This window comes from Eubacterium ventriosum (assembly GCF_025150745.1).
In the GTDB taxonomy this organism is placed as follows: domain Bacteria; phylum Bacillota; class Clostridia; order Lachnospirales; family Lachnospiraceae; genus Eubacterium_G; species Eubacterium_G ventriosum.
In genome coordinates, this window is sequence record NZ_CP102282.1 from 2,805,686 (window position 1) to 2,830,238 (window position 24,553).

Here is a 24,553-nt window from a genome sequence, read left to right on the forward strand (position 1 = left end):
GCTTTATGCTCCTAAAATTTCAACTATTGCTTTAAAAACATCTTTCATATCAACTGTTCCATCAACACTCTTTAAGATGCCTTGTTCCTTATAATAATCTATTAATGGCTGTGTCTGATTGTGATATACTTCAAGACGGCTTAAAACTGTTTCAGGCTTATCATCATCTCTTACGATAAGTTCTCCGCCACATGTATCACATGTTCCTTCTTCTTTTGTTGGATTATATACTACATGATATGTAGCTCCACATCCAACACAGGCTCTACGGCCACCCATTCTTCTAACAATGTTTTCATCAGGCACTTCAACATCAATTGCAAAATCAACTTTATCACCAATTGCCTTAAGTGCATTGTCTAATGCTTCTGCCTGTGGAATTGTTCTAGGGAAACCGTCTAAAACATAACCATTCTTGCAATCGTCTTCTTTAAATCTATCAATAACTAAATCTACTACCAATTCATCAGGAACTAACTGTCCTGCATCAATAAAAGTTTTAGCTTTTTTTCCTAATTCTGTTCCATTTTTAATATTTGCTCTAAAAATATCTCCTGTCGAGATATGTGGTATGCTGTACTTTTCAGCAATCATCTTTGCCTGTGTGCCTTTTCCTGCACCAGGTGCTCCTAACATTATAATTTTCATATTCTTATTTCCTCTCACCAAAACAAATTCAACTGCTTTTTTCTAGCAATCAAGGGGATAGCCTAAAAGAAGGCTGTCCCCTTAAAAAAATCTACTAGAAAATACCTTTTACAGTACTGTAACTACGTTCTGTTATCATTGACTTAATTGTCTGAAGTGTTTCTAAAATAACACCTACGATAATGATAATTGATGTACCACCAAATCCAACGTTAGCTCCTGTAAGACCTGACGCAAGAATTGGAATAACAGCTACTATAATAAGTCCAACTGCACCAATAAATATAATGTAGTTTAAGATTTTTGTTAAGTATTCAACTGTTGGTTTACCACTTCTGATACCAGGGATAAATCCACCTCTATCGTTAAGGTTTTTAGCAACCTCACGTGGGTTGAATGTTATTGATGTATAGAAATAAGCAAAGAATAATACAAGTAATAAATATACAACAAAACCAATTGAATATTTTAACTGTGATGGTTTACACCAGTGTGACTGTGTCAAATAGTTAGCCCACTCTGGCTGCTTGCCGAAAAATGATGCAATTACTACTGGGAACTGTAATAATGATGAAGCAAAGATAATTGGAATAACACCAGCTGTATTAACCTTTAAAGGAATATTTGACTGCTGTCCTCCTACCTGTCTTCTTCCCTGTACTTTCTGTGACATCTGAACGGCAATATTTCTAGTTGCTGCCTGTAATATAACTACTAATACTACAATACCAACTATAACACCGATAATAATCAATGCTGATAATATTCTCATACCGATAGATTTTCCCTCACCTGTTACAAATGTTGTAAACAAGTTAGAAATATCTGAAGGCATTCCTGAGATGATATTAATTGTAAGTACGATAGAAATACCATTACCTACACCCTTTTCAGTAATCTGTTCACCAATCCACATAAGAACTGCTGAACCGGCTGTCATGGCAATGATACCAGTTAGGACAACGCCCCATTTTCTAAGAGAGCTCATTGATCCATAACTAATTGAATCTGTGTTGAAAATACCCTGATTAGCGAATCCGATAATCATTGCTGTTGATTCAATAAGAGCTAAAGCCACTGTTAAATAACGAGTAATTTCAGCTATTTTCTTTCTACCTTCTTCTCCATCTTTCTGAAGTTCATCCAACTTTGGAATAGCAATTGTTAACAACTGCATAATGATGGATGCTGTGATGTATGGAGTAATGTTCAATGCAAAGATTGACATATTCTCCAAAGATCCACCTGTAATAGCTGATAAGAAGCTGAAGCCACCCTCCTTAAAAGGAGAAGTAACTTCTGCTACCATGTCTGCATTAACAAAAGGTATCGCTATCTGACAACCTAATCTTACTACAATCAGCATTACAAATGTATATAATAATCTTTTTCTGATTTCTTTTACTTTTAATGCTTTCTTCAAGGTTTCTAACATATTAGATCACCTCGCAAGTTCCACCTGCAGCTTCTATTTTAGCTTTAGCGCCTTCACTAAAAGCGTTTACCTTTACAGCAAGCTTCTTTGTTAATTCGCCATTGCCAAGAATTTTAACGCCATCGCGTGGATTCTTAATTACACCAGCTTCAAGTAAAGCTTCAACTGTAACAACTGCATCATTGTCAAATCTTTCTAATGCTGTTACGTTAATACCAACGATATGCTTTGTATTAATGTTTGTAAAGCCTCTCTTTGGAATTCTTCTGTATAATGGCATCTGACCACCTTCAAAACCTGGTCTAGGGCTTCCTGAACGAGCTTTCTGTCCTTTATGACCTTTACCAGCAGTTTTGCCGTTTCCAGATCCGTGTCCACGTCCTCTTCTGAAATTATCACTATGCTTTGAGCCTTCTGCAGGCTTTAAATTTGATAAATCCATTGTCGCACCTCCTTGTCTAATTTAGATTAAATCTCTTCAACTTTTACTAAATGTCTAACTCTCTGAATCATTCCTCTGACTGCAGCGTTGTCAGGCATTTCTACTGTCTTGTTAAGCTTTGTAAGACCTAAAGCTTCACAAGTCTTTTTATTCTTTGGAACTGCTCCAATTGTTGATTTTACTAAAGTAATTTTTAATTTATCTGCCATCTCTAATTACCTCCCTATTAGCCTAAAATCTCTTCAACAGATTTACCGCGAAGTGTAGCTACTTCTTCCGGAGTCTTTAATGCAGCTAATCCTTCAATTGTAGCAAGAACTACGTTCTGCTTGTTGTTTGTTCCTAATGATTTTGTTCTGATGTTGTTAATACCGGCAAGTTCTACTACACTACGTGCAGGACCACCAGCGATAACACCAGTACCTTCTGGAGCTCTCTTAAGTAATACTTCAGCGCTTCCAAATTTTCCAATAATGTCATATGGGATACTATCGTTCTGATCGATAGGAACACTAATCAGGCTCTTCATTGCATCTTCTTTACCCTTACGGATTGCTTCAGGAATTTCAGCTGCTTTTCCTAAACCTGCACCAACGTGTCCGTTTTTGTCACCAACAACTACTAAAGCTGCGAAACGCATATTACGTCCACCTTTAACTACCTTAGTAACACGTTTGATTGACACTACTGTTTCTTCTAATTCTAACTGACTTGCATCAATTATCTCACGTTTCATGTGTGTTACCTCCTCAACTAAAATTCCAGACCAGCTTCTCTAGCTGCATCTGCTAATGCCTGTACTTTACCCTGGTAAATGAAGCCGCCTCTATCGTAAACAACTTCCTTAATACCTTTTTCAATTGCTCTTTCAGCAATTACTTTACCTACATATGCTGCGGCTTCAACGTTATTAGTCTTTTCAAGAGCTTTCTTAGCTTCAGGTTCATTTGTTGAAGCTGAAACAAGTGTCTTGCCGACTGTATCGTCAATAATCTGAGCATACATATGATTATTACTTCTGAATACTGCTAAACGTGGACATTCAGTTGTTCCACTTAAATGATTACGCAGTCTGTTATGTTTCTTAACACGAACTTCACTTCTAGATTTCTTACTAACCATTTTTTACACTCCTTTAATTATTTCTTACCAGTCTTACCAACTTTACGTCTGATAACTTCAGTATCGTATTTGATACCCTTGCCCTTATAAGGTTCAGGAGCTCTCTTACTTCTGATTTCTGCAGCGTACTGGCCAACTTTTTCTTTATCAATTCCCTTAACAATAATCTTATTCTGACCATCAAGTACTGTTTCGATTCCTTCTGGATCTTCCATTTCTACTGGATGTGAATAACCTAATGAAAGGACTAATTTCTTACCCTGTTTCTGTGCTCTGTAACCAACACCGTTAACTTCAAGCACCTTTTCGTAACCTTCTGTAACACCTACAACCATATTGTAAATAAGTGTTCTTGTAAGACCATGTAATGCTTTATTTTTCTTTAAATCATTAGGTCTTGTAACGACGATTTCTTCGCCGTCTTTTTTAATGTCCATAGCCTCTGGTAAAACTCTTGTAAGTTCACCCTTTGGGCCTTTGACAGTCACCTTGTTATTTTCTGCAATATCAACAGTTACACCTGCTGGTACAGCGATAGGCATTCTTCCTATACGTGACATTTCGCCTTACCTCCTAATTTTTATTTACCAAACGAATGCGAGAACTTCTCCACCAACGTTTGCCTTTCTAGCTTCTTTATCTGTAATCACACCTTTGTTTGTTGAGATGATAGCTACACCAAGTCCTCCAAGAACTCTTGGTAATTCATCTTTTCCGGCATAAACACGAAGACCTGGCTTAGAAATTTTCTTAATTCCTGTAATAACCTTTTCGTTCTTATCTTTACCATACTTTAATGTGATTCTGATATTCTTAAAGTTTTCTTCATCTAAAACTTCATACTTTTTGATATATCCTTCATTTAAAAGAATTTCAGCAATAGCTATTTTCATCTTTGATGCAGGAACATCTACAGTATCATGTTTTGCAGTATTAGCATTACGGATTCTTGTAAGCATATCTGCGATTGGATCACTCATAGTCATAGTTAAATTTCCTCCTTCAAATTTCTCTTACCAGCTTGCCTTTTTAACGCCTGGTATCTGTCCCTTGTATGCTAATTCACGGAAGCAAATTCTGCAGATTCCGTATTTTTTTAAATAAGCATGTGGACGACCACAGATTCTACAACGGTTGTAAGCCTGTGTTGAGAATTTAGCTTTTCTTTGCTGTTTTGCTTTCATAGCAGTTCTAGCCATGGATCTACCTCCTAATTACTTTGCAAATGGCATATTAAATAATGTCAATAATTCACGAGCTTCTTCATCTGTGTTAGCTGTAGTAACAAAAATAATGTCCATACCTCTAACCTTATCAACCTTATCGTATTCGATTTCAGGGAAAATAATCTGTTCTTTGATACCAAGAGCATAATTTCCTCTTCCATCAAATGCATTAGGATTAACACCTCTAAAGTCTCTTACACGAGGTAAAGCAAGATTTACTAATCTGTCTAAAAATTCGTACATCTTTTCTCCTCTAAGAGTTACTTTACATCCGATTGGCTGTCCTTCTCTTAACTTGAAGTTAGCTACTGAATTTTTAGCTCTTGTAACAACTGCTTTCTGTCCTGTAATTGTTTCAAGATCCTTTACAGCTGTATCTAAAACCTTACGGTTTTCCTTAGCTTCACCAACACCCATATTTATAACAATCTTATCAAGTTTAGGGATCTGCATTTCGTTCTTGTATTCGAATTTCTTCTGCATTGCATCCTTAATCTCATTTAAATAAGTCTCTTTAAGTCTACTCACGTCTTGGACCTCCTCTCTTTAATTAATCAATAACTTCGCCAGTTTTCTTGGCAATACGAACTTTCTTTCCGTCTTCTACTTTAAATCCTACTCTAGTTGTCTGTCCTTTAACAACGAGCATTACGTTAGAAGCATTGATAGGTCCTTCCTGAGTAACGATGCCACCATTCTGGTTCTGTGCACTTGGTTTTGTGTGCTTTGTATGCATGTTGACACCTTCGACTGTTACAGTATTCTTCTTAAGATCTACTGAAGAAACCTTACCTTCTTTTCCTTTGTCCTTACCAGCGATAACTCTTACTGTATCACCTTTTTTAATTTTCATAGCTGACATTTATGCATACCTCCTATAAAACTTCAGGTGCTAAAGATACAATTCTCATAAACTGTTTATCTCTTAATTCTCTAGCAACTGGCCCAAAAATACGAGTTCCTCTTGGGGTCTTATCATCTTTTATAATTACAGCAGCATTTTCGTCAAATCTGATGTATGAACCATCTTTACGACGAGCGCCCTTAACAGTACGTACTACTACAGCTTTTACTACGTCACCTTTTTTAACAACTCCACCTGGTGTTGCATCTTTAACAGTAGCAACGATAACATCACCGATGTTCGCATATCTTCTAGTAGATCCGCCCATTACTCTGATGCAAAGTAATTCTTTAGCGCCTGTATTATCAGCAACTTTAAGTCTACTTTCCTGTTGAATCATGCTGTATTCCTCCTTTTTCCTATAAAGACCTTATCTAGCCTTTTCAATAATTTCAACAAGTCTCCATCTTTTATCCTTTGAAAGTGGTCTTGTTTCCATAACTTTTACTGTATCACCGATACCGCACTGGTTTTCTTCGTCATGAGCTTTTAATTTGTAAGTTCTCTTAACGATTTTGTTGTATAAAGGATGCTTTACATGATCCTCTACAGCTACAACGATTGTCTTATCCATCTTGTCGCTAACAACCTTACCTGTACGTGTTTTTCTTAAATTTCTTTCCACAACAATTTCTCCTTTCATAACCTTTCCACCGGCCTGTGCCGGCTGGGGGACTAACCTCTAACTATTCAGCAGCATTTGCCTTTTCAACTATAACAGTCTGGATTCTGGCAATGTTCTTTCTTACTTCTTTAATTCTGCTTGTGTTATCTAACTGGTTTGTTGCGTTCTGGAATCTTAAATTGAAAAGTTCCTTTTTAGCAGCTACTAATTCATCGTTTAATTCTGCAGCTGATTTTGTTCTTAAATCTTCTACATATGTCTTAATTTTCACTGTTATCACCGCCTTCTAAATCTGCACGTGAAACAACCTTACACTTAATTGGAAGTTTGTGGGTTGCAAGTCTCAAAGCTTCTTTAGCTGTTTCTTCAGGTACGCCTGCGATTTCAAACATAACTCTACCTGGCTTAACTACAGCTACCCAGTATTCAAGAGCACCCTTACCTTTACCCATTCGAGTTTCAGCAGGTGTAGCTGTTACTGGTTTATCAGGGAAAATCTTAATCCAAACCTTACCACCACGCTTTACATAACGTGTCATTGCGATTCTGGCAGCTTCAATCTGATTTGATTTAATCCATCCCGGTTCCATTGCTACGATACCGTATTCACCATAAGAAATTTTATTTCCTCTTGTAGCTTTACCTCTCATAGAACCACGGAACTGTTTTCTACGTTTAACTCTTTTTGGCATTAACATTATTTATCGCTCCCTTCTCTAGTTGGAAGTATTTCGCCATTGTAAATCCAAACCTTTACACCTACTTTTCCGTAAGTTGTATCAGCTTCAGCGAAACCATAGTCGATATCAGCACGTAATGTCTGAAGTGGAATAGTTCCTTCACTATAGAACTCTGTACGAGCCATATCAGCTCCACCAAGACGTCCTGAAACAGATGTTTTAATTCCTAAAGCGCCTGTCTTCATTGTTCTTGACATGCATGACTTCATAGCTCTTCTAAATGATACACGGTTTTCTAACTGTGCAGCAATGTTTTCTGCTACTAACTGTGCATCTTTATCAGGTCTCTTAACATCCTTAACATCCATAAATAACTTCTTATCAGTCATTTTCTGAACTTCTGCTTTAACCTTTTCTATTTCAGCGCCACCTTTTCCGATTACAAGACCAGGCTTAGCTGTATAAACATTAACTCTTACTCTGTCAGATGATCTTTCGATTTCAATCTTAGAAACACCTGTGCTGTATAACTTTTTCTTAAGGTATGTTCTGATTTCATAATCTTCAATAAGGTTATCAGCGAAATCAGCTTCAGCATACCACTTTGAGTCCCAGTCCTTAATAACTCCGACTCTTAATCCATGAGGATTAACTTTCTGTCCCATACTTTGCCTCCTATCTTATCTTTCATCGAGCACTAATGTAATGTGGCTGTTTCTCTTTAAGATTCTATAAGCTCTACCCTGTGCTCTAGGTTTAATTCTTTTCATTGTAGGAGCTGCATTAGCATAGCACTCTGCAATGTAAAGTTTACTAACATCCATATTGTTGTTGTTTTCAGCGTTAGCAATTGCTGAATTTAATAATTTCAAAATTACGCTTGATGCATATCTTGGGTTGTATGTGAGAATACCGATAGCACTCTGAACATCTTTACCTCTGATGGCATCTAATACGAAACATGCTTTCTGTACTGACACTCTAGCATATGATAACTTAGCTGATGGTCTAGTATCTTTATTAGCATTTCTTTCTCTCTTTATCTGGGATCTATGTCCTCTTGCCATAGATGAGACCTCCTTTCAAAATCTACAGGATATTATTTACCCTTCTTTTCGTCTTTTCCGTGTCCTTTATAAGTTCTAGTAGAAACAAATTCTCCAAGTTTATGTCCAACCATATCTTCTGTAACATATACTGGAACGTGCTTTCTACCATCATGGACAGCGATTGTGTGTCCAACCATCTGTGGGAAAATTGTAGAACGTCTTGACCAAGTCTTTACTACTGACTTATCGCCTGATTCGTTCATAGCGTCAATTTTCTTTAATAAGCTCTCATCCGCAAATGGGCCTTTTTTTAATGATCTAGCCATTAGTTTCTACCTCCTTATTTCATGTTCTTTCCGTCACGTCTTCTAATGATCATCTTGTTAGACTTCTTATTCTTCTTACGAGTCTTCAAACCAAGTGCTGGTTTACCCCAAGGTGTGCATGGTCCTGAACGTCCTACTGGTGCACGTCCTTCACCACCACCGTGTGGATGGTCATTAGGGTTCATAACAGAACCACGAACTGTAGGTCTGATACCCATATTACGCTTACGTCCTGCTTTACCAATGTTTACAAGACCGTGTTCTACGTTTCCAACTGTACCGATTGTTGCACGACATACGATTGGAACTAATCTCATTTCTCCTGAAGGAAGTCTTAATGTTGCATACTTTCCTTCTTTAGCCATTAACTGAGCTGTATTTCCGGCAGCACGAACTAACTGTCCACCCTTACCTGGATATAACTCAACGTTGTGGATTTCTGTACCAACTGGGATAGCTGAAAGTGGTAAACAGTTACCTACTTTTACTTCAGCGTTTTCGCCATTCATAAGTACATCTCCTACCTTTAATCCGTTAGGAGCGATGATGTATGATTTTTCACCGTCAGCGTAGCAAATTAATGCGATGTTTGCTGTTCTGTTTGGATCATATTCGATGCTCTTAACTGTTGCAGGTACATCAACTTTGTTTCTCTTAAAGTCGATAATTCTATATTTTCTTCTAGAACCACCACCATGGTGTCTAACTGTTATTTTACCCTGATTGTTACGACCAGCTGTTTTGTTGAGAGATACTGTTAAAGACTTCTCTGGTGTAGACTTTGTGATCTCTGCATTATCAAGCTGAGTCATAGCTCTTCTTGAAGGTGTATATGGGTTAAATGTCTTAATTCCCATTTTCTTTCTCCTTTCAAATATCTTCTCGCGTAAACATTTAAAGCGGAGCGCTTAATGCTTACATACTAAAATTCTATATTTTATAAACCAGCGAAGATTTCAATATCTGCACTGTCTGCTGTTAACTGAACGATAGCTTTCTTTCTCTTAGCTGTCTTTCCTGTAACATATCCTCTTCTACGTGTCTTGCCGTCTAAGTTCATTGTGTTAACCTTAGCAACCTTTGTTCCTTCAAACATTCTTTCAACTGCTTCTTTAACCTGAGTCTTAGTAGCATCTGTGTGTACGTAGAATGTGTATTTCTTATCTGCCATAGCGTTCATGCTCTTTTCAGTAATTACTGGAGCAAGAATAACGTCATAATATTTAAGGTCTGCCATTATGCATACACCTCCTCAATTGTTGCTACAGCTGCCTTTTCAACTACTACTGTATCATATTTAAGAATATCATATACGTTGATAGTGTTTGTTAAAGCAGTCTTTACTGTAGGAATATTCTTTGCTGACTTAACTGTGTTAGCATCGTTTTCGTTTAATACTACTAATGCTTTCTTTGTATTTAAGTTTGCCATAACCTTAGCAAATTCCTTTGTCTTAGGAGCTTCAAACTTAAGTTCGTCAACTACGATTAATTTTCCTTCGTTAACTCTTGATGTCAAAGCTGACTTAAGAGCGATTCTCTTTTCTTTCTTATTCATCTTAAATGAATAATCTCTTGGTGTTGGAGCAAATACAACTCCGCCGCCTGTCCACTGTGGAGATCTTGTTGAACCCTGTCTTGCATGACCTGTTCCTTTCTGTCTCCATGGCTTTCTACCGCCACCGCTAACTTCTGAACGAGTTTTAGCTTTCTGTGTTCCCTGACGGTTATTTGCAAGCTGGCTTAAAACTGCCTGATGTACTAAGTGTTCATTAACTTCTACACCAAATACAGCATCGCTAAGTTCGATTGTACCAACTTCGCTTCCTTCCATATTTAAAACAGATACTTTTGCCATCTGTGTGTTCCTCCTTTCAAATACTACTTACCGGCTTTAACTGATTCTTTAATTGTTACTAAAGATTTCTTAGGTCCCGGTACAGCACCTTTAACTAAGAGTAAGTTCTTTTCAGCATCAACTCTAACCACTTCAAGATTCTGAGTTGTAACTTTCTTACCACCCATGTGTCCAGGCATCTTCTTGCCCTTGAATACTCTACTAGGAGTTGAACAAGAACCGTTTGAACCTGCATGTCTATGGTATTTAGAACCATGAGCCATAGGTCCTCTTGACTGTCCATGTCTCTTAATTGCGCCCTGGAATCCTTTTCCCTTTGCAATTGCAGTAGCATCAATCTTGTCTCCTGCTTCAAAGACATCAACCTTGATTTCGTCTTTTACTGAATATTCGCCTTCGAGTTTAAATTCTCTTACATATCTCTTGTAAGAAACTCCAGCCTTGTCAAACATACCTTTAACTGGCTTGTTGACCAATTTTTCTCTGATATCTTCGAAACCAACCTGTACTGCTTCATAACCATCGTTTTCAATTGTTTTTACCTGAGTAACAACACATGGTCCTGCCTGAAGAACAGTAACTGGAACTAATTCGCCAGCTTCGTTGAATATCTGAGTCATACCAACTTTTTTAGCTAATATAGCTTTCTTCATTTTAATTACCTCCTGTTAATCTACAGCGGATCGCATTCCGCGATCATCCTGGAACAGTTTTCGTAACCCGACCAGTTATCTGGCCCTTACTTATATAAAACCTTCAAGGATAATTCACTTAATTGTTTTAGATGAATTATTTGTTTTTCATCTTGATATCGATGTAAACACCTGCTGGCATTTCTAATCTTGATAATGCATCTACAGCCTTCTGTGTAGGTGTTACAATATCGATAAGTCTCTTATGAGTCCTCTGTTCAAACTGTTCTCTTGAGTCTTTGTACTTGTGTACAGCTCTAAGAATTGTTACAACTTCCTTCTTTGTTGGAAGAGGTACAGGACCGCTAACTTCTGATCCTGAGTTCTTTGCAGTTTCAACAATTTTCTTAGCTGACTGATCTACTAATTTGTGATCGTAAGCTTTAAGTGTAATTCTCATTACTTGTGCCATAAAAAAAGCCGCCTCCTTTTCGTACTATTTAGCACGACAAGCGGTGACCGTACAACCTATCCGGGCGTGTCGCAATCTCTTGCAACCTTAACTCGGTGTTTCCACTCCTATGGTGGACTTATGTTTTGTACAGTGACTTGTCGCCAGTTTCCTAACTTGACATTCGCTCCACGGAAAACCTGCAATGTTCTGCAGCAACCTCACGTTTCAACGCTATCAATGTCACAGCAAGAGTTAGTATACACCATCATTTCATAAAAAGCAAGTACTTTTTTGAAATTTATTTATACAATTTATTTGACTTTTTTTTGTACACCTTGTATCATTTTTGAAGAAGGTATACAAAAGTGTATTCAATATTGATATATACTTTTTCTCCTCTGATAATATACAGCTTAAATTTTAATTTATCAAGCTTTAATAAAAAATTTGTTTTGAACACTATATATAGGAAGGAACTAAATTATGTGGATAGCAGATAATTGGAAAGATTATGAAGTACTTGATACTTCTTCCGGGGAAAAACTTGAACGTTGGGGTGATTATTTTCTTGTAAGACCAGACCCACAGGTTATTTGGAATACTCCAAAGCATGACAAGAAATGGTTCAAACCTAATGGCCATTATCATAGAAGTAACAAGGGTGGGGGACAGTGGCAGTTTTTTAATTTGCCTGAACAGTGGACCATTAATTACAAGGATTTAACATTTAACCTTAAGCCTTTTAGCTTTAAACACACAGGACTTTTTCCTGAGCAGGCTACTAATTGGGACTGGTTTTCTGAAAAAATCAGAAATGCCGGACGTCCTGTTAAAGTTTTAAATCTTTTTGCTTACACAGGCGGTGCTACTCTTGCTGCGTTAAACGCAGGTGCCCACGTTACTCATGTTGACGCTTCAAAGGGTGTTGTTGCCTGGGCAAAAGAAAACGCCACTTCATCAGGTCTTATTGACAAACCTGTAAGATGGCTTGTTGATGATTGTGTAAAATTCGTTGAGCGTGAAATAAGACGTGGCAATAAATACGATGGCATTATTATGGACCCTCCTTCATATGGAAGAGGACCAAAAGGAGAAATTTGGAAGATTGAAGAAAGTGTATTTCCTTTCATTGAACTTTGTTCAAAGATTTTAAGTGATGATCCTTTATTCTTCCTTATTAACTCATACACCACAGGGCTTCAGCCTGCAGTATTAAACTATATGATTAACACTGCTATTGTAAGCAAGTTCGGCGGACATGTTGAAGCTGATGAAATAGGTGTTAATGTTTCATCAAACGGACTGGTGCTTCCTTGCGGTGCGTCAGGACGTTGGAGCAAGTAATAGAGTTTGTAATATAGTAAAAATAGGTTGCCCGCTAACATTTTTGTTAGTACGCAACCTATTTTTTTATTGTTTTGGGCGGAATTACGTGTCGTAGAACAAAACCGTTATGTGACACGTAATTTATTAAAAAATTCTCTATCTTCCCTATTCACTATCTTAAACTACCAGTACTTCTTCCACATCAAATATTTCATCACTTTGGTCTGCACATACTGTAACGATGTATTTTTCATCGAACTTAAGTTGCACGAACTTGTACTCTTTCTTTCCAACTATCTGAGGTGCGTCCTCGCTAAAATCTATTTCGAAAGAGTTAAGAGGTTTTCTAAGTCCTATGCCTATGTTCTTTAAGTATGCTTCCTTTATTGTCCAAATCTCGCAAAATCTCTGCTGGTTGATTTTTTCGTCTTCAATTTCGTTTATGTAAGCGCATTCGCTTGGCAAAAAATTCTTTTCAGCAATTCTATGCTTGTCGCTTTTTATCTTTTGAATATCTATTCCTATATCTTCATCAGAAACTGCTGCAATTACATAGCAACCTGAATGAGAGATGTTAAAATGAATATCCGTATCTTCAAAGTAAGGCTTTCCAAACTTGTCTACCTTAACATCTCCGGCAATATTGTACTTTTCTTTTATGAAATTAATCAAAATTCCTGCGCCGGCACTTCTAAGCTTATCTGCCGTAACCCTTAACCTGCTAATTTTTTCTGCGCGTGCATCATCTAAAGTTTTTACAACTTCTCCAAAAACATTTCTGTTTCTTAAAACAGTAATATTAAAATAGTAAATATTCATTATCGTCCTCTTCGGTTAATTACTTTCTATTCAAAATTCTTCTTTTTCTTTGCCAGTCGTCTCTTTGGAACCGTCCATAATCCCGGTGCAAACAAAATAAGCAATGGGAATATTTCAAGTCGTCCAACCAGCATGTCAAACATTAGTACTATCTTAGAGAATACACTATAATCTCCAAAATTGCTAGTAGGTCCTACCAAATTAAGACCCGGGCCTATATTATTAAATGTTGCCATAACCGCTGTAAGGTTAGTTGTCATATCTTTTCCGTCCAAACTTATTAATAATATAGAAGCTAGTACTATTATAACATAAGCACCTAAATAACATAAGACTCTTCTTACTGCATCATTCGATAACGGTCTACCGTCAGTCTGAACCTTCTGTACACTTCTTGGGTGAGTAATTGACATAACCTCACTTTTTATAGCTTTCAGAAATACAACTAATCTTGAAACTTTAATACCACCACCTGTACTTCCGGCACATGCACCTACAAACATAAGAAGTACTAATATGGTTTTGGAAAATTCAGGCCACAGGTTAAAGTCTGTTGTTGCAAAACCTGTCGTACTTGAAACAGACGCCACCTGGAACAACGCTGTGTGAAATGCCATAAAGAAATTATCAAAACTTCCTTTAATGTTAATGGCTATAAGAAGTGCTGAACCAAATACGATTCCAAGATAATATCTTAATTCCTGATTCATAAAAGCTTCTTTAGTCTTTCTTATTAATAATAAGTAATAAACGTTAAAATTAATTGAACATATTATCATAAAAGTGGTAATTACAATCTGAGATGCAAGACTATAGGAAGCAATGCTGTCATTCAAAACGCCAAAACCACCCGTACCTACTGTACCAAAAGTTAATGTCATTGCCTCAAACGGAGACATACCTGTTATTAACAAAGCTATTATCTCAACAAGTGTAAACACAATGTATATTCCATATAAAATCATTGCTGTATGTCTTATTTTAGGAACAAGTTTTCCTACTGCCGGGCCCGGACTTTCCGCTCTCATAAGATGCATTATTGAGCCACCTGATAATGGAAGAACTGCCATAATAAATACCAAAACTCCCATACCACCAATCCAATGTGTAAATGAACGCCAGAACAATGAACAATGTGTTAAAGCTTCCACATTAGACAAAATACTTGAACCTGTTGTTGTAAAACCTGATATTGTTTCAAAAAGTGCATCTTCGTATGCAGGAATATCTCCTGTAATAAAGAATGGCAATGCACCTACCAAACTCATAATAATCCAGCTTAAAGAAACTGCCACAAAACCTTCTTTTGAATAAAATACCTTACTTCTAATCTTTCTGATTCTGCTTAAAGTCCCCACAAGAAGGCATCCTGCTGCAATAGCCAGATAAACAAGCCCCTGCTTTTCACCATATATTCCACCTACAATTGCAGGAAGCATAAGAAACATTCCCTCAAAAGTAAACACCCATGCAAGAATGTATCGTATCATTGAATAATTCATATTTCCTCCTACATTAACGCATCTTCCAACTGGTGGAAGCCTGTAGTTGTTGTAATAAGAATAATAGTATCTCCCACGTGTATAACACTTTGACCGTTAGGAATAGTAACCTGACCTCTTCTTGTTATACAACCGATTAATACATTAGGTTTCAATCTTAACTCACTTAATGGCTTACCAACCATAGGTGAATCTTCTTTTATTAATAATTCCAAAGCCTCAACTCTGTTGTCATTAAGTCTATATAAAGTTTCTATGTTACTTCCAATAGAATTCTTCATAGCTCTTACATACTTAATAATTGATTCAGCCGTAATATATTTAGGATAAATAATACTTCCCACATCAAGGCTGTCAATAATCTCATCATAAGAAATTCTATGTACCTTTGTGATAAGCTTTGCATTAGTAAGACTCTTAGCATAAAGGGCAAGCATAATATTTTCTTCATCAAAATCCGTTGATGCAATAAATGCTTCCGTCTCCATCAATCCTTCTTCCATAAGTAGTTCCTTATCAGTTGCGTCACCGCATATAATCATTGCCTTAGGCAACATTTCTGTAAGGACCTCACATTTTTCAGGATTTTTTTCTATAATCTTAACCTTTATTCCCATCTCAATTAATTGCTTTGCAAGATAAATAGAAGTTCTTCCACCACCTACAATTAAAACCTTCCTGGCTGCTGATGTTGGGACCTTCATCTTCTTAAACAAATCAAGAGTTCTCGGCTGAGAACCTACAATGGATATAATGTCCTTAGCCTTAAGTTCAAACTCACCATCAGGAATAATAACCTGGTCGCCTCGTTCAACAATAGGAATAAGTACGTCAACTTTTAACTTACTACTTAAATCCTTTAATTTAATGTTACAAAGAATATTTCCTTCTTCAATTCTGTAATTAATTAATTCCACTCGGCTTTTTGCAAAAGAATCAACTTTCAAAGCTGATGGGAATTTTAAAAGACGGCTCATCTCTCTTGCAGCCGCCAACTGTGGATTAATAATCATAGATAATCCCAGTTCTTCTTTAATAAATGATATCTCCCTGTTGTATATTGGATTACTTACTCTGGCAATTGTATGACAGCCACCGGCTTTCCTGGCAATCAGGCAACATAACAAATTAAGTTCATCTGAACCCGTTACCGCAACTAGCAAATCTGCGTCTTCAACTCCTGCCTCCATCTGAATATTAAAACTTGTGCCATTTCCAACAACACCTAAAATGTCATAACTGTTATATACACTCTCAACAACCTGTTCCCTTGTATCAATAACCGTAATGTTATGTCCTTCTGTGCTAAGCTGTTCTGCAAGAGTAATTCCTACATTTCCACAGCCTACTATAATAATCTTCATTCCTTCTCCAGTCTATACACTTATTGTATATAAAATATTTCATTGCAGTCTAATCATCTGACAGTATTTTATTATAATAGAAATTATAGCAAATAATCTATTTCTTTAAAACATACTTTTCATATTTTTGTGTATTTATCCCACTAAAAATTAAGTTGCATAACAAACAATACTCTTGCAGCCACAGTCTGTCAACAGTAAAAATATTTCTTTAACAGATTATTTATCCGAAACCCTTTTTCTTATAATTAAATAAGCTCCCATAACAAGTGCTCCTGTTATAACCCATGTTGCCGGGTACACATTCATAAGCATTGAAAAAGTAGGACAAATCTTAAATACTGTATAAAGCCATGCCACTCTAAATCCACAACAACCTACTACAGTAAGCAACGCCGGAACCAGTGAGTATCCCATACCTCTCATTGCTCCACCTGAAATCTCGTAAGTTCCTGTTAAAAGTTCAAGCAACAATACGTGAACCATTCTGATAACAGCATAATCAATTGCCTGTGAATCTGCCGTGTAAACTCCTGCGAAAAATTCCTTAAACAATACGAAAATAAGACTCATTATTCCCGTAATTGCCATTCCCCACACAAGACATAGTCTAAATGCCTTCTTGCATCGCTCAAGCTTTTTTGCCCCATAATTCTGGCTTGTAAAAGTAACTGTTGTCTGGTTAAAGGCATTAATAACATAATAAGTAAAGTATTCATAATTTAATGCTGCTGAAGAACCTGCAATTGCTTTTGTACCAAAGCCGTTAATGGCTGACTGAATGCACACATTTGATACCGAGAAAACTACTCCCTGTAAACCTGCAGGTGCACCTATTTTTATAATTTTTATAACCTGTTCCTTCTTTAATGACATTTTCTTAGGATTAAATCTTACCATTTCATCCCCTGTCATAAGAAAATAAGTCACAAGACTTGCACTGACACAATCTGCAATTACAGTTGCAATAGCAACACCTGCCACATCTAATTTAAAAACAATTACAAGAACTAAATTAAGGCATATATTTATAATGCCGGACACAATCAGGGCATAAAGCGGTCTTTTGGTATCGCCTATACTTCTAAGCACTGCTGCGCCAAAGTTGTATACCATTACAAAAGGCATGCCTACAAAATATATTCTAAGATAAAGCATAGCCAATGGTAAAACTTCATCCGGTGTATTAATTGCCATAAGAATTGGTCTTGCAAGAACTGTTCCAATAATTAAAAGAAATACACCACAAATAACAGCCATTGCCATAACCGTGTGTACTGATTCTTTAACTTTTTCTTTTTTGCCCTGTCCGATATAGTTTCCAATAACTACGTTGGCACCAACTGACAAACCTACAAACAGGTTTATTAACAAACTAATTACCGGAGTGTTGCCACCAACTGCCGCCAAAGACTTGCTGCCTGCAAAACGTCCAACAACGGCAACATCTGCTGAGTTGAATAACTGCTGCAGAATGCTGCTGGCTGCAAGTGGAAGGGCGAAAAATAGTATTTTTTTGAGAAGTGGACCATTAAGCATATCCATTTGTTTGTTTTTTTGTGCAGACATATTTTTCTCCTTTTACTAATTTCTAAAAACTCCTCGTATCACATCAAAAAATTTTCACGCGAACACGTTGCCCTTCTTATTTTGCTCCGCCGCCTATGGTAAGGCGAAAACCTAAACTCGCCTACGGCTCAAACAGTAGGTTTTGCGCCTTACACTATGCTCGCAAAATTGCGAAGTTCTGCCTATTGTTCGCTGGTGAACTTTTTTTGCTGTGATACGACTCGAATTTTACAATAACCAAATTATTTAATGTGATTACTATGTCTGTCGAATGGGGTAGATTTTGGTGGAACCTTTTGTTTTCGACAGACGATTTGATTTTTTTATTGTAGTTGTTTTTCTACTTTATATATAGTATTTGTGTTATTTTAATATATTTATATATTAGAGTTATTTACTTTCTATTTTTGTGTTCTTTTTATATGTTATGTAGGCGTATATTGCTGTTACAAATTCAGCTACTACGAAGGCTGCCCATACGCCGTTTGCGTCTATGAATCTGCTTAGGATATAGGCTGCAGGTATTATGATTACTACATATCTTGATAGTGATATGAATAGTGATGGCATTCCTTTGCCTAGTCCTTCTAAGGCTCCTGAGCATGTTACTGAGACTGCTGATACTGCAAAACCACAGCTTATGTATCTTAGGGCTGTTACGCCTATTTTTATCGTTTCAGGATTTGCTGTAAATAATCCTATAAGCTGGTATGGTATTACCCAGGCAAGTATTGTTCCAAGTATCATTATTGATACTGTTAGTTTCATTGCTGTTTTGAATATTTTGTCTACGCGCTTGTGTTCTCCTGCTCCATAGTTGTAGCCAACCAGCGGTCTTATGCCCTGTATTATTCCGTTTGCACTTAGGTATATGAATGTTTGTAGTTTGTAATATACACCAAGTACAAGTACGTATTTTTCTGAAAATTCAGCAAGTATTCCGTTTAATGCTGAAATTAGCAATGAAGGTAATGCCATATTTAATGTGGCTGGGATTCCTACTGAATATAATCTTTTTATCATTAATTTATCAGGTACCATGTATGACATTTTTATTTTTACAGGCATTGGTCTTACAAAATATATTATTATGTATACAGCCAGTGAAACGAACTGTCCAAGTACTGTTGCAATTGCAGCCCCTCTTATTCCCATTGTAGGAAACGGACCTATGCCAAATATCATTAAAGGATCAAGTACTATGTTGGTTACAAACCCACATATCATACTAAACATTGAAACTTTCATTCTCCCTACTGCCTGAAATACTTTTTCAAATGAAATTCCAATTACTGATACTATTGCGAATGTAAATACTACATCAGAGTACTGTAATGCCAAACTTATTGTATACTCATTAGATGAAAACATTCTAAGAAAACCTGGCATCCCCAAAAGGCACAATATTGTAAGTACTATACCGTGTATTACACTAAGTCCCATTCCAATTGTTGTGGCTTTGTGTGCATTATTCTTTTCCTTAGCGCCTAAATAAAAAGAAATAAGTGCGTTTACGCCGATGCCAAATCCTACACCTATTGATGTTACAAGATTTTGGATAGGATATACCAGTGCCAATGCTGTCATTGCCTCTTCGCTTAGTTTTGCCACAAAATAGCTGTCTACAATGTTATACAGCGAATTTACCGCCATTGAGATAACCATTGGCAATGACATAGACAATACAAGGGGCAATATGTTTTTTTCTTTCATAAATGTCTGATCCATAATAACCTCTTTCTACTAATCTAAGCATAACGACACAATTTGTTGATTTGCAGAATTGCTATTTTTTCCCAACTTAATTATTTATCGTTACGCAAAGAAATAGTGGCAACCACCGTTACCACTATTATCTATATAAATTTTTAAATTTAACTTATTTTAATTTTTCACCTGTTAAAAGTTCATATGCCTGAAGATATTTTTCAATAGTCTTATCTACAATATCCTGAGGTAATGTCCAGTTGTGACCTTCATTCTGTTTTAACCAGTCACGTGCAAACTGCTTGTCAAATGATGGCTGACCGTGTCCCGGTTCATATCCATCTGCAGGCCAGAAACGTGAGCTGTCAGGTGTAAGCATTTCATCACCAATAACAATGTTTCCGTTTTCGTCTAAACCAAATTCAAACTTAGTATCAGCAATAATGATTCCACGCTCTAATGCGTAATCAGCACATTTCTTGTAAAGAGCGATTGTGCAGTCTTTCAACTTCTTAGCATATTCTTCGCCTTTTCCAGGGAACTGTTTTTCTAAAACTTCAATACTCTGTTCATATGAAATATTTTCATCGTGATCACCGATTTCAGCCTTAGTTGATGGTGTGTAAATAGGTTCTGGCAACTTGTCTGATTCCTTTAAGCCTTCTGGAAGCTTAATTCCGCAGACTGTACCGTTCTCTTTGTAGCTTGCCCAACCACTACCTGTAATGTATCCACGAACAATACATTCAATTGGAAGCATTTCAAGCTTCTTGCACATCATACTGTTTCCATCAAATTTTGGCTGTCTGAAAAATTCAGGCATTTCATTTACATCTACTGTAATCATATGGTTTGGAAGAATATCTTCTGTTAAATCAAACCAAAACTTGGACATCTGAGTTAATACTGTTCCTTTTTTAGTAACTTCGTTATTTAAAATAACGTCAAAACAACTAATTCTGTCTGTTGCAACCATAATTAAGCTGTCGCCATTGTCATAAATTTCGCGAACTTTTCCTTCTTTAATAGGCTTTAATTCATTTGCGCTCATTGTACATACCTCTCTTTTATTTAATTTGTCCTTTTGATGTTTAAAATGCCCCGGTGTTCTACACCTTCCGACATCTGTATTGCATACGCGTACATTATATCATATTTTTTCTACATAACAATACAAAGATTTCCAGAATATTCTGTATATATAACTACAATATAAAAGTAGAAAGGCGCCACCTGCAAAATTTTCTTCTGCAAATGACACCTTACCCGTCACACTCTCTTTAATTACAGATTTACTTAATTTCCGACTTTTCGTGCTAAAAAATACCACTTACTGTTTAATGTATCCCCCCATCAAATCAAATGTTGTCCGTTATTCCGGACATTTTTAATATGCATTATTACCCTATAATACCAAATTGTAAACCTGCTTTACTCTGATGGAAAAAAGCTTCTTCCCCCCGTTGAAACCTTTCTCTTTCCCCCGAAAAGAATTATCCATCATAGCAATGTTTTTTTCAATAAAATTAACTCAAGCGGTGCTATTTTAACTTAAACGGTATTTTTATTTTTAAATTTTAATAAACTGTGCTATAATTTTATTAGTAAAATTACTGTTTTTAGGAGGGGATATTTATGAGACTGGCTTTCGTTGATGATGACTATGGCGAAATCAAGAAACTTACAACTATGATTGATAAAGAATTGCATGGAACTGTTTATTCGAGTTGTACTAAGCAACTTTTCAGCACTGGTGAAACATTCCTTTCTGTATGGAAACCAGGTATGTACGATATAGTTTTTCTTGATATTTTTATGGATCAGCTTACCGGTGTTGATGTTGCCAGACAGATTCGTAAGACAGACGCATCCGTGAAAATAATTTTCTGCACTACAAGTAATGAATTTGCCAGCGAAAGCTATTGCGTTGACGCATCTTTCTACCTTGTAAAACCTTTTTCTCAAAATATGGTTCACACTATGGTACAAAAACTTATTAAGGTTGATTCCCGTCTCTCACTTTTTATTACTCTTCCTAATGACCGAAAACTATACCTTCGCGATATTATTTATGGCGAATATATTAATCACAAAATCTTTATTCACACCAAATCCCGTAACGATATTTCATTCCGTATGTCTTTCGGAAACTTCTTAGAATTAATTTCACCATTTTCTTTTTTAATAAGCTGTTGCAAAGGAATAATTGTTAATCTTTATGAAGTTATCAATAAGGAAAACAACTGCTTCATATTAAGCGACAATTCAACCATTCCAATAAGCCGTAGAAAAATCAAAGAAATTAATAACGTTTATGCTGACTTTATTTTTGAAAAAATGAAAGACAAAATGCTGAATGATGAAGCTAATTAATAATTATAAAAAAATAGCGAAAGTATTGTTATGGTACCTTCGCTATTTTTGTTATGAAGTAATTTTTATAATAGAATCTGTCCGTCAATTGATATTGTAACAACATTCCATGGAATGAACTTCCCACTGTTCTGCAATGCTGTCTTTGTGGCATTTTCAAGTCCACCACAACATGGCACTTCCATTCTTACTATTGTTACACTTTTAATGTCATTATTTCTAATTATCTCCGTAAGCTTTTCGCTGTAATCCACTGCGTCAAGCTTTGGACAACCTACAATTGTAATCTTTCCATTCATAAATTCCTGATGGAAATTAGCGTAAGCATAAGCTGTACAATCTGCTGCTATTAAAAGGTTAGCTCCATCAAAATAAGGTGCGTTAATTGGCACAAGCTTAATCTGAACAGGCCACTGGGCAAGCTTAGAAGTTAATTTAACATTAGTTTCAACCTTTTCTTCCCTATTTCTGTTAAGTTGCATCATTCTCTGTCCGGGACATCCCTGATGTGCAACAGGAGTTTTTACCTGACTCTTTTCTGCTTCCGCTTTCTTACGCATATTTTCCTTAACTGCTGCTTCATCATATGCAGCCGCTTCTCTTTCAACGAAAGTAATAGCCCCTGTAGGGCAAGTTGGAAGGCAATCACCTAAACCGTCGCAATAATCATCTCTAAGAAGCTTAGCCTTTCCGTCAACAAGACCTATTGCACCTTCGTGGCAGGCATTAACGCAAATACCACAACCGTTACATTTTTCTTCATCAATATTTATTACTCTTCTAATCATTTTGAACCTCTCTTAAAAAGTATTATTTCTATCTTAAATCATTTTTTTTGAAAAAATTACATATTTTGACTTTTAATTTTGTTTTTAATTTAAAGTCATTTCTGTAATCTTGTTTACATTTTAGGATTATAGTATACTTTTCTTATATTTTCGGTGGTTATGGCAACCAAAAAGGAGTTTTATGATTATTTTAAATATACCCTTGTTTAAAGGATTAACTTTGGAACAAATTGAAGACATGAAAAACAAACATTGTATGACTGAGAAAAAATATAAGAAAAATTCTTTCATATTTAGAGCCGGGGACATTGTACACGAAATTGGAATTGTGCTGGAAGGTAGCATAAATATTGAAATGATAGATATGTGGGACAACAAAAGTATTCTAAGTAACATTGATGTTGGACAGATTTTCGCCGAAAGCTACGCCCTTTGCAATGAGCCTATGATGGTGGACGCAGTTGCCACAAAAGATTCCACAATACTTATGCTTAATATGAGACAGATTTTTGCGCCAATCAATAACAGTGCTTCATGGTACAACACCTTTACTTATAATCTTTTGGTGCTTTCCACAAGAAAGAATTTAACATTATCAACAAGAATATTCTGCACTTCGTCAAAAAGTGTTCGTGGACGAGTTTTGACTTACCTGTCAAACCAGTCCATAAAACACAATAACACAGAATTTCAGATTCCATTTAACCGCCAGCAAATGGCTGACTACCTTAACCTTGACCGTAGCGCACTTTCTAAAGAACTGGGAAAAATGCAGGATGAAGGAATTATTACTTTTAATAAGAATAGATTCAAATTGAACATAAATTATGATTCTGAGTTTTAATTTTGAGAATCCCTTTATTTAAAGGGATTACAGCCGTTTTTTGACATTTCTTCAAGATTTTGACGCTTTTAGTCAGTATATGCAGGTTTTTAAATTCCATACTTCTTTAAGTCAACTTTACCGTTAACCACTTCAACTCCGTCCGCCATAAGTCTTCTTGCCTGCTCATTTTCACCACCAAAAGCAAAGGCTCCTGAAAGTTCACCCTTAGAATTAACCACGCGAAAACATGGAATATGCTCCGGATCAGGATTCTTGTGTAGCGCATTGCCCACAGCCCTTGCCATCTTAGGCTCACCTGCCATTTCAGCAATTCTTCCATAAGTGGCAACATGTCCCTTTGGAATCTTCTTCACAGCTTCATAAATTCGCTTAGTTGGGCTGTCCGTAATAATATCATAACTTTCAGCTATCATTCTTTTGATTTCCTTATCAGATATAGTTCCATCAAGAATAATAGTATTCCAATGTTCCTTATTCTGATGATATCCTGCAATTACAGACTTGTAAGTTTCTCTCCAAAAATCTCTCCACTGTGGATCAACTTTCACATTAAGATTAATAAAGCCGTTCCTTTCATAAATCCAAAGAAATGCTTTCTTGCTACCTTTCACTCTAATAAGCTGCCAATTAGTGTCCCTGAAAGGAGTTTCCATATATGTATCTTTAAAAGTTAGTCCATAATCAACTGCCTGCTGTCTGGTTTTCATAATGCTCGCCTTTCGAAAATTTGTTTTTTTCTATTGTAACACTAATCTATTCCAATTTCTTCAAAAATAGGATAAGCTACCTTTCCATTGAACCGTGCGTACAGGTCTCTTATACAGATCTACAGCTTATATTCCAATTTTAACTATGGTG

Annotated in this window: 34 protein-coding genes; 3 read left to right on the forward strand and 31 right to left on the reverse strand. The window is 36.3% G+C overall.

All coding sequences use genetic code 11. From position 1 onward, the window contains the following. Nucleotides 1–3: 3 nt before the first annotated feature. From NQ558_RS12830 to rpsJ, 23 genes are all read right to left on the reverse strand, one after another. Nucleotides 4–648: an adenylate kinase gene (locus NQ558_RS12830; RefSeq protein WP_117969946.1), complete on the reverse strand. Its 645-nt coding sequence runs from the start codon at nucleotides 646–648 to the stop codon at nucleotides 4–6. Nucleotides 649–742: 94 nt separating this feature from the next. Continuing rightward, nucleotides 743–2,083, reverse strand: a complete 1,341-nt coding sequence (secY, locus tag NQ558_RS12835) for a preprotein translocase subunit SecY (protein WP_005362196.1) — start codon at nucleotides 2,081–2,083, stop codon at nucleotides 743–745. Between the two features lies 1 nt (nucleotide 2,084). Then, the gene (gene rplO, locus NQ558_RS12840; protein WP_005362198.1) at nucleotides 2,085–2,525 is read right to left on the reverse strand and encodes a 50S ribosomal protein L15; all 441 of its coding nucleotides are present in this window, start codon (nucleotides 2,523–2,525) and stop codon (nucleotides 2,085–2,087) included. Nucleotides 2,526–2,551: 26 nt separating this feature from the next. Next, the gene (gene rpmD, locus NQ558_RS12845) at nucleotides 2,552–2,734 is read right to left on the reverse strand and encodes a 50S ribosomal protein L30 (RefSeq protein ID WP_005362199.1); all 183 of its coding nucleotides are present in this window, start codon (nucleotides 2,732–2,734) and stop codon (nucleotides 2,552–2,554) included. Nucleotides 2,735–2,751: 17 nt separating this feature from the next. Beyond that, nucleotides 2,752–3,261, reverse strand: a complete 510-nt coding sequence (gene rpsE / locus NQ558_RS12850; RefSeq protein WP_005362202.1) for a 30S ribosomal protein S5 — start codon at nucleotides 3,259–3,261, stop codon at nucleotides 2,752–2,754. 17 nt (nucleotides 3,262–3,278) lie between these two features. Further along, nucleotides 3,279–3,647, reverse strand: a complete 369-nt coding sequence (rplR, locus tag NQ558_RS12855; protein ID WP_005362203.1) for a 50S ribosomal protein L18 — start codon at nucleotides 3,645–3,647, stop codon at nucleotides 3,279–3,281. Nucleotides 3,648–3,664: 17 nt separating this feature from the next. After that, nucleotides 3,665–4,207 (reverse strand): 50S ribosomal protein L6, encoded by a 543-nt coding sequence (gene rplF / locus NQ558_RS12860; protein ID WP_040446914.1) that lies wholly within the window; start codon nucleotides 4,205–4,207, stop codon nucleotides 3,665–3,667. A 24-nt stretch (nucleotides 4,208–4,231) separates the two neighbouring features. Continuing rightward, nucleotides 4,232–4,633, reverse strand: coding sequence for a 30S ribosomal protein S8 (rpsH, locus tag NQ558_RS12865; RefSeq protein ID WP_005362208.1), 402 nt, complete (start codon nucleotides 4,631–4,633; stop codon nucleotides 4,232–4,234). 27 nt (nucleotides 4,634–4,660) lie between these two features. Beyond that, the gene (locus NQ558_RS12870) at nucleotides 4,661–4,846 is read right to left on the reverse strand and encodes a type Z 30S ribosomal protein S14 (protein WP_005362210.1); all 186 of its coding nucleotides are present in this window, start codon (nucleotides 4,844–4,846) and stop codon (nucleotides 4,661–4,663) included. Between the two features lie 15 nt (nucleotides 4,847–4,861). Beyond that, nucleotides 4,862–5,401, reverse strand: a complete 540-nt coding sequence (gene rplE, locus NQ558_RS12875) for a 50S ribosomal protein L5 (RefSeq protein ID WP_040446915.1) — start codon at nucleotides 5,399–5,401, stop codon at nucleotides 4,862–4,864. A 22-nt stretch (nucleotides 5,402–5,423) separates the two neighbouring features. Then, nucleotides 5,424–5,735, reverse strand: a complete 312-nt coding sequence (gene rplX / locus NQ558_RS12880) for a 50S ribosomal protein L24 (RefSeq protein ID WP_117900313.1) — start codon at nucleotides 5,733–5,735, stop codon at nucleotides 5,424–5,426. A 13-nt stretch (nucleotides 5,736–5,748) separates the two neighbouring features. Then, nucleotides 5,749–6,117 carry a 50S ribosomal protein L14 gene (gene rplN, locus NQ558_RS12885; protein WP_005362215.1) on the reverse strand — a complete coding sequence of 123 codons (369 nt, stop codon included), beginning with the start codon at nucleotides 6,115–6,117 and terminating at the stop codon, nucleotides 5,749–5,751. A gap of 30 nt (nucleotides 6,118–6,147) precedes the next feature. Then, nucleotides 6,148–6,420 (reverse strand): 30S ribosomal protein S17, encoded by a 273-nt coding sequence (gene rpsQ, locus NQ558_RS12890; RefSeq protein ID WP_005362217.1) that lies wholly within the window; start codon nucleotides 6,418–6,420, stop codon nucleotides 6,148–6,150. 43 nt (nucleotides 6,421–6,463) lie between these two features. After that, the gene (gene rpmC, locus NQ558_RS12895; RefSeq protein WP_040446916.1) at nucleotides 6,464–6,673 is read right to left on the reverse strand and encodes a 50S ribosomal protein L29; all 210 of its coding nucleotides are present in this window, start codon (nucleotides 6,671–6,673) and stop codon (nucleotides 6,464–6,466) included. Beyond that, nucleotides 6,663–7,100: a 50S ribosomal protein L16 gene (rplP, locus tag NQ558_RS12900; RefSeq protein ID WP_005362219.1), complete on the reverse strand. Its 438-nt coding sequence runs from the start codon at nucleotides 7,098–7,100 to the stop codon at nucleotides 6,663–6,665. Before rplP ends, rpmC begins: the two co-directional genes overlap by 11 nt. Next, entirely contained in the window at nucleotides 7,100–7,747 is a 648-nt protein-coding gene (gene rpsC / locus NQ558_RS12905; protein ID WP_005362220.1) for a 30S ribosomal protein S3, read from the reverse strand. The genes rplP and rpsC overlap by 1 nt, the downstream gene beginning before the upstream one ends. Before the next feature lie 15 nt (nucleotides 7,748–7,762). Continuing rightward, on the reverse strand, nucleotides 7,763–8,149 hold the full coding sequence (gene rplV, locus NQ558_RS12910; protein WP_195557620.1) for a 50S ribosomal protein L22: 387 nt from the start codon (nucleotides 8,147–8,149) through the stop codon (nucleotides 7,763–7,765). A gap of 32 nt (nucleotides 8,150–8,181) precedes the next feature. Then, nucleotides 8,182–8,457, reverse strand: a complete 276-nt coding sequence (rpsS, locus tag NQ558_RS12915) for a 30S ribosomal protein S19 (RefSeq protein WP_005362225.1) — start codon at nucleotides 8,455–8,457, stop codon at nucleotides 8,182–8,184. A gap of 14 nt (nucleotides 8,458–8,471) precedes the next feature. Then, nucleotides 8,472–9,314, reverse strand: a complete 843-nt coding sequence (gene rplB / locus NQ558_RS12920; RefSeq protein WP_005362227.1) for a 50S ribosomal protein L2 — start codon at nucleotides 9,312–9,314, stop codon at nucleotides 8,472–8,474. A gap of 80 nt (nucleotides 9,315–9,394) precedes the next feature. Then, the gene (gene rplW, locus NQ558_RS12925; protein WP_005362228.1) at nucleotides 9,395–9,694 is read right to left on the reverse strand and encodes a 50S ribosomal protein L23; all 300 of its coding nucleotides are present in this window, start codon (nucleotides 9,692–9,694) and stop codon (nucleotides 9,395–9,397) included. Beyond that, nucleotides 9,694–10,314 carry a 50S ribosomal protein L4 gene (rplD, locus tag NQ558_RS12930; protein WP_005362229.1) on the reverse strand — a complete coding sequence of 207 codons (621 nt, stop codon included), beginning with the start codon at nucleotides 10,312–10,314 and terminating at the stop codon, nucleotides 9,694–9,696. The genes rplW and rplD overlap by 1 nt, the downstream gene beginning before the upstream one ends. A gap of 23 nt (nucleotides 10,315–10,337) precedes the next feature. Further along, the gene (gene rplC, locus NQ558_RS12935; RefSeq protein ID WP_195557618.1) at nucleotides 10,338–10,967 is read right to left on the reverse strand and encodes a 50S ribosomal protein L3; all 630 of its coding nucleotides are present in this window, start codon (nucleotides 10,965–10,967) and stop codon (nucleotides 10,338–10,340) included. A 136-nt stretch (nucleotides 10,968–11,103) separates the two neighbouring features. Beyond that, nucleotides 11,104–11,418: a 30S ribosomal protein S10 gene (rpsJ, locus tag NQ558_RS12940; RefSeq protein WP_005362231.1), complete on the reverse strand. Its 315-nt coding sequence runs from the start codon at nucleotides 11,416–11,418 to the stop codon at nucleotides 11,104–11,106. A gap of 465 nt (nucleotides 11,419–11,883) precedes the next feature. Between rpsJ and NQ558_RS12945 the strand changes: the two genes are divergently transcribed. Next, the gene (locus NQ558_RS12945) at nucleotides 11,884–12,744 is read left to right on the forward strand and encodes a class I SAM-dependent methyltransferase (protein ID WP_005362233.1); all 861 of its coding nucleotides are present in this window, start codon (nucleotides 11,884–11,886) and stop codon (nucleotides 12,742–12,744) included. Nucleotides 12,745–12,903: 159 nt separating this feature from the next. Here the strand turns inward: NQ558_RS12945 and NQ558_RS12950 are convergent, their stop codons facing one another. From NQ558_RS12950 to NQ558_RS12975, 6 genes are all read right to left on the reverse strand, one after another. Next, nucleotides 12,904–13,545: a 4'-phosphopantetheinyl transferase family protein gene (locus NQ558_RS12950; protein ID WP_005362235.1), complete on the reverse strand. Its 642-nt coding sequence runs from the start codon at nucleotides 13,543–13,545 to the stop codon at nucleotides 12,904–12,906. A gap of 26 nt (nucleotides 13,546–13,571) precedes the next feature. Further along, on the reverse strand, nucleotides 13,572–15,047 hold the full coding sequence (locus NQ558_RS12955) for a TrkH family potassium uptake protein (RefSeq protein WP_040446918.1): 1,476 nt from the start codon (nucleotides 15,045–15,047) through the stop codon (nucleotides 13,572–13,574). 8 nt (nucleotides 15,048–15,055) lie between these two features. Next, complete coding sequence (gene trkA / locus NQ558_RS12960; RefSeq protein WP_117969941.1) at nucleotides 15,056–16,411, reverse strand: Trk system potassium transporter TrkA; 1,356 nt, start codon at nucleotides 16,409–16,411, stop codon at nucleotides 15,056–15,058. A gap of 219 nt (nucleotides 16,412–16,630) precedes the next feature. Further along, complete coding sequence (locus NQ558_RS12965; RefSeq protein WP_005362241.1) at nucleotides 16,631–17,980, reverse strand: MATE family efflux transporter; 1,350 nt, start codon at nucleotides 17,978–17,980, stop codon at nucleotides 16,631–16,633. A gap of 390 nt (nucleotides 17,981–18,370) precedes the next feature. Further along, nucleotides 18,371–19,708: an MATE family efflux transporter gene (locus tag NQ558_RS12970; protein WP_259907590.1), complete on the reverse strand. Its 1,338-nt coding sequence runs from the start codon at nucleotides 19,706–19,708 to the stop codon at nucleotides 18,371–18,373. A 151-nt stretch (nucleotides 19,709–19,859) separates the two neighbouring features. Further along, nucleotides 19,860–20,738 carry a phosphoribosylaminoimidazolesuccinocarboxamide synthase gene (locus NQ558_RS12975; RefSeq protein ID WP_005362246.1) on the reverse strand — a complete coding sequence of 293 codons (879 nt, stop codon included), beginning with the start codon at nucleotides 20,736–20,738 and terminating at the stop codon, nucleotides 19,860–19,862. 584 nt (nucleotides 20,739–21,322) lie between these two features. On the opposite strand from NQ558_RS12975, the gene NQ558_RS12980 reads away from it, so the two are divergent. Continuing rightward, a complete protein-coding gene (locus NQ558_RS12980) occupies nucleotides 21,323–22,060 on the forward strand; it encodes a LytR/AlgR family response regulator transcription factor (protein ID WP_005362264.1) in 738 nt (245 codons plus the stop codon). Between the two features lie 65 nt (nucleotides 22,061–22,125). Here NQ558_RS12980 and NQ558_RS12985 read toward each other — a convergent pair whose 3' ends face one another. Next, a complete protein-coding gene (locus NQ558_RS12985) occupies nucleotides 22,126–22,848 on the reverse strand; it encodes an ATP-binding protein (protein ID WP_005362265.1) in 723 nt (240 codons plus the stop codon). 181 nt (nucleotides 22,849–23,029) lie between these two features. Between NQ558_RS12985 and NQ558_RS12990 the strand changes: the two genes are divergently transcribed. Continuing rightward, on the forward strand, nucleotides 23,030–23,692 hold the full coding sequence (locus tag NQ558_RS12990) for a Crp/Fnr family transcriptional regulator (protein WP_005362268.1): 663 nt from the start codon (nucleotides 23,030–23,032) through the stop codon (nucleotides 23,690–23,692). Between the two features lie 89 nt (nucleotides 23,693–23,781). Here NQ558_RS12990 and NQ558_RS12995 read toward each other — a convergent pair whose 3' ends face one another. Beyond that, the gene (locus NQ558_RS12995) at nucleotides 23,782–24,402 is read right to left on the reverse strand and encodes a methylated-DNA--[protein]-cysteine S-methyltransferase (RefSeq protein WP_005362270.1); all 621 of its coding nucleotides are present in this window, start codon (nucleotides 24,400–24,402) and stop codon (nucleotides 23,782–23,784) included. Nucleotides 24,403–24,553 lie beyond the last annotated feature (151 nt).

Excerpts from the sequence above, each read along its gene's own strand:
- rplP (WP_005362219.1), bottom strand. The coding sequence starts at position 7,100 with ATGTTAATGCCAAAAAGAGTTAAACGTAGAAAACAGTTCCGTGGTTCT.
- rplC (WP_195557618.1), bottom strand. The coding sequence starts at position 10,967 with ATGAAGAAAGCTATATTAGCTAAAAAAGTTGGTATGACTCAGATATTC.
- rplV (WP_195557620.1), bottom strand. The coding sequence starts at position 8,149 with ATGGCAAGAGGACATAGATCCCAGATAAAGAGAGAAAGAAATGCTAAT.
- rplX (WP_117900313.1), bottom strand. The coding sequence starts at position 5,735 with ATGTCAGCTATGAAAATTAAAAAAGGTGATACAGTAAGAGTTATCGCT.
- NQ558_RS12830 (WP_117969946.1), bottom strand. The coding sequence starts at position 648 with ATGAAAATTATAATGTTAGGAGCACCTGGTGCAGGAAAAGGCACACAG.
- rplN (WP_005362215.1), bottom strand. The coding sequence starts at position 6,117 with ATGATTCAACAGGAAAGTAGACTTAAAGTTGCTGATAATACAGGCGCT.
- rplB (WP_005362227.1), bottom strand. The coding sequence starts at position 9,314 with ATGGGAATTAAGACATTTAACCCATATACACCTTCAAGAAGAGCTATG.
- rplO (WP_005362198.1), bottom strand. The coding sequence starts at position 2,525 with ATGGATTTATCAAATTTAAAGCCTGCAGAAGGCTCAAAGCATAGTGAT.
- rplW (WP_005362228.1), bottom strand. The coding sequence starts at position 9,694 with ATGGCAGACCTTAAATATTATGACGTTATTCTTGCTCCAGTAATTACT.
- rpsQ (WP_005362217.1), bottom strand. The coding sequence starts at position 6,420 with ATGAAAGGAGAAATTGTTGTGGAAAGAAATTTAAGAAAAACACGTACA.
- rpsS (WP_005362225.1), bottom strand. The coding sequence starts at position 8,457 with ATGGCTAGATCATTAAAAAAAGGCCCATTTGCGGATGAGAGCTTATTA.
- rpsC (WP_005362220.1), bottom strand. The coding sequence starts at position 7,747 with ATGGGACAGAAAGTTAATCCTCATGGATTAAGAGTCGGAGTTATTAAG.
- NQ558_RS12945 (WP_005362233.1), top strand. The coding sequence starts at position 11,884 with ATGTGGATAGCAGATAATTGGAAAGATTATGAAGTACTTGATACTTCT.
- NQ558_RS12870 (WP_005362210.1), bottom strand. The coding sequence starts at position 4,846 with ATGGCTAGAACTGCTATGAAAGCAAAACAGCAAAGAAAAGCTAAATTC.
- NQ558_RS12950 (WP_005362235.1), bottom strand. The coding sequence starts at position 13,545 with ATGAATATTTACTATTTTAATATTACTGTTTTAAGAAACAGAAATGTT.
- secY (WP_005362196.1), bottom strand. The coding sequence starts at position 2,083 with ATGTTAGAAACCTTGAAGAAAGCATTAAAAGTAAAAGAAATCAGAAAA.
- rplF (WP_040446914.1), bottom strand. The coding sequence starts at position 4,207 with ATGTCACGTATAGGAAGAATGCCTATCGCTGTACCAGCAGGTGTAACT.
- rplR (WP_005362203.1), bottom strand. The coding sequence starts at position 3,647 with ATGGTTAGTAAGAAATCTAGAAGTGAAGTTCGTGTTAAGAAACATAAC.
- trkA (WP_117969941.1), bottom strand. The coding sequence starts at position 16,411 with ATGAAGATTATTATAGTAGGCTGTGGAAATGTAGGAATTACTCTTGCA.
- rpmD (WP_005362199.1), bottom strand. The coding sequence starts at position 2,734 with ATGGCAGATAAATTAAAAATTACTTTAGTAAAATCAACAATTGGAGCA.
- NQ558_RS12965 (WP_005362241.1), bottom strand. The coding sequence starts at position 17,980 with ATGTCTGCACAAAAAAACAAACAAATGGATATGCTTAATGGTCCACTT.
- NQ558_RS12985 (WP_005362265.1), bottom strand. The coding sequence starts at position 22,848 with ATGATTAGAAGAGTAATAAATATTGATGAAGAAAAATGTAACGGTTGT.
- NQ558_RS12990 (WP_005362268.1), top strand. The coding sequence starts at position 23,030 with ATGATTATTTTAAATATACCCTTGTTTAAAGGATTAACTTTGGAACAA.
- NQ558_RS12975 (WP_005362246.1), bottom strand. The coding sequence starts at position 20,738 with ATGAGCGCAAATGAATTAAAGCCTATTAAAGAAGGAAAAGTTCGCGAA.
- NQ558_RS12955 (WP_040446918.1), bottom strand. The coding sequence starts at position 15,047 with ATGAATTATTCAATGATACGATACATTCTTGCATGGGTGTTTACTTTT.
- rpsH (WP_005362208.1), bottom strand. The coding sequence starts at position 4,633 with ATGACTATGAGTGATCCAATCGCAGATATGCTTACAAGAATCCGTAAT.
- NQ558_RS12970 (WP_259907590.1), bottom strand. The coding sequence starts at position 19,708 with ATGGATCAGACATTTATGAAAGAAAAAAACATATTGCCCCTTGTATTG.
- NQ558_RS12980 (WP_005362264.1), top strand. The coding sequence starts at position 21,323 with ATGAGACTGGCTTTCGTTGATGATGACTATGGCGAAATCAAGAAACTT.
- NQ558_RS12995 (WP_005362270.1), bottom strand. The coding sequence starts at position 24,402 with ATGAAAACCAGACAGCAGGCAGTTGATTATGGACTAACTTTTAAAGAT.
- rpsE (WP_005362202.1), bottom strand. The coding sequence starts at position 3,261 with ATGAAACGTGAGATAATTGATGCAAGTCAGTTAGAATTAGAAGAAACA.
- rpsJ (WP_005362231.1), bottom strand. The coding sequence starts at position 11,418 with ATGGCACAAGTAATGAGAATTACACTTAAAGCTTACGATCACAAATTA.
- rplD (WP_005362229.1), bottom strand. The coding sequence starts at position 10,314 with ATGGCAAAAGTATCTGTTTTAAATATGGAAGGAAGCGAAGTTGGTACA.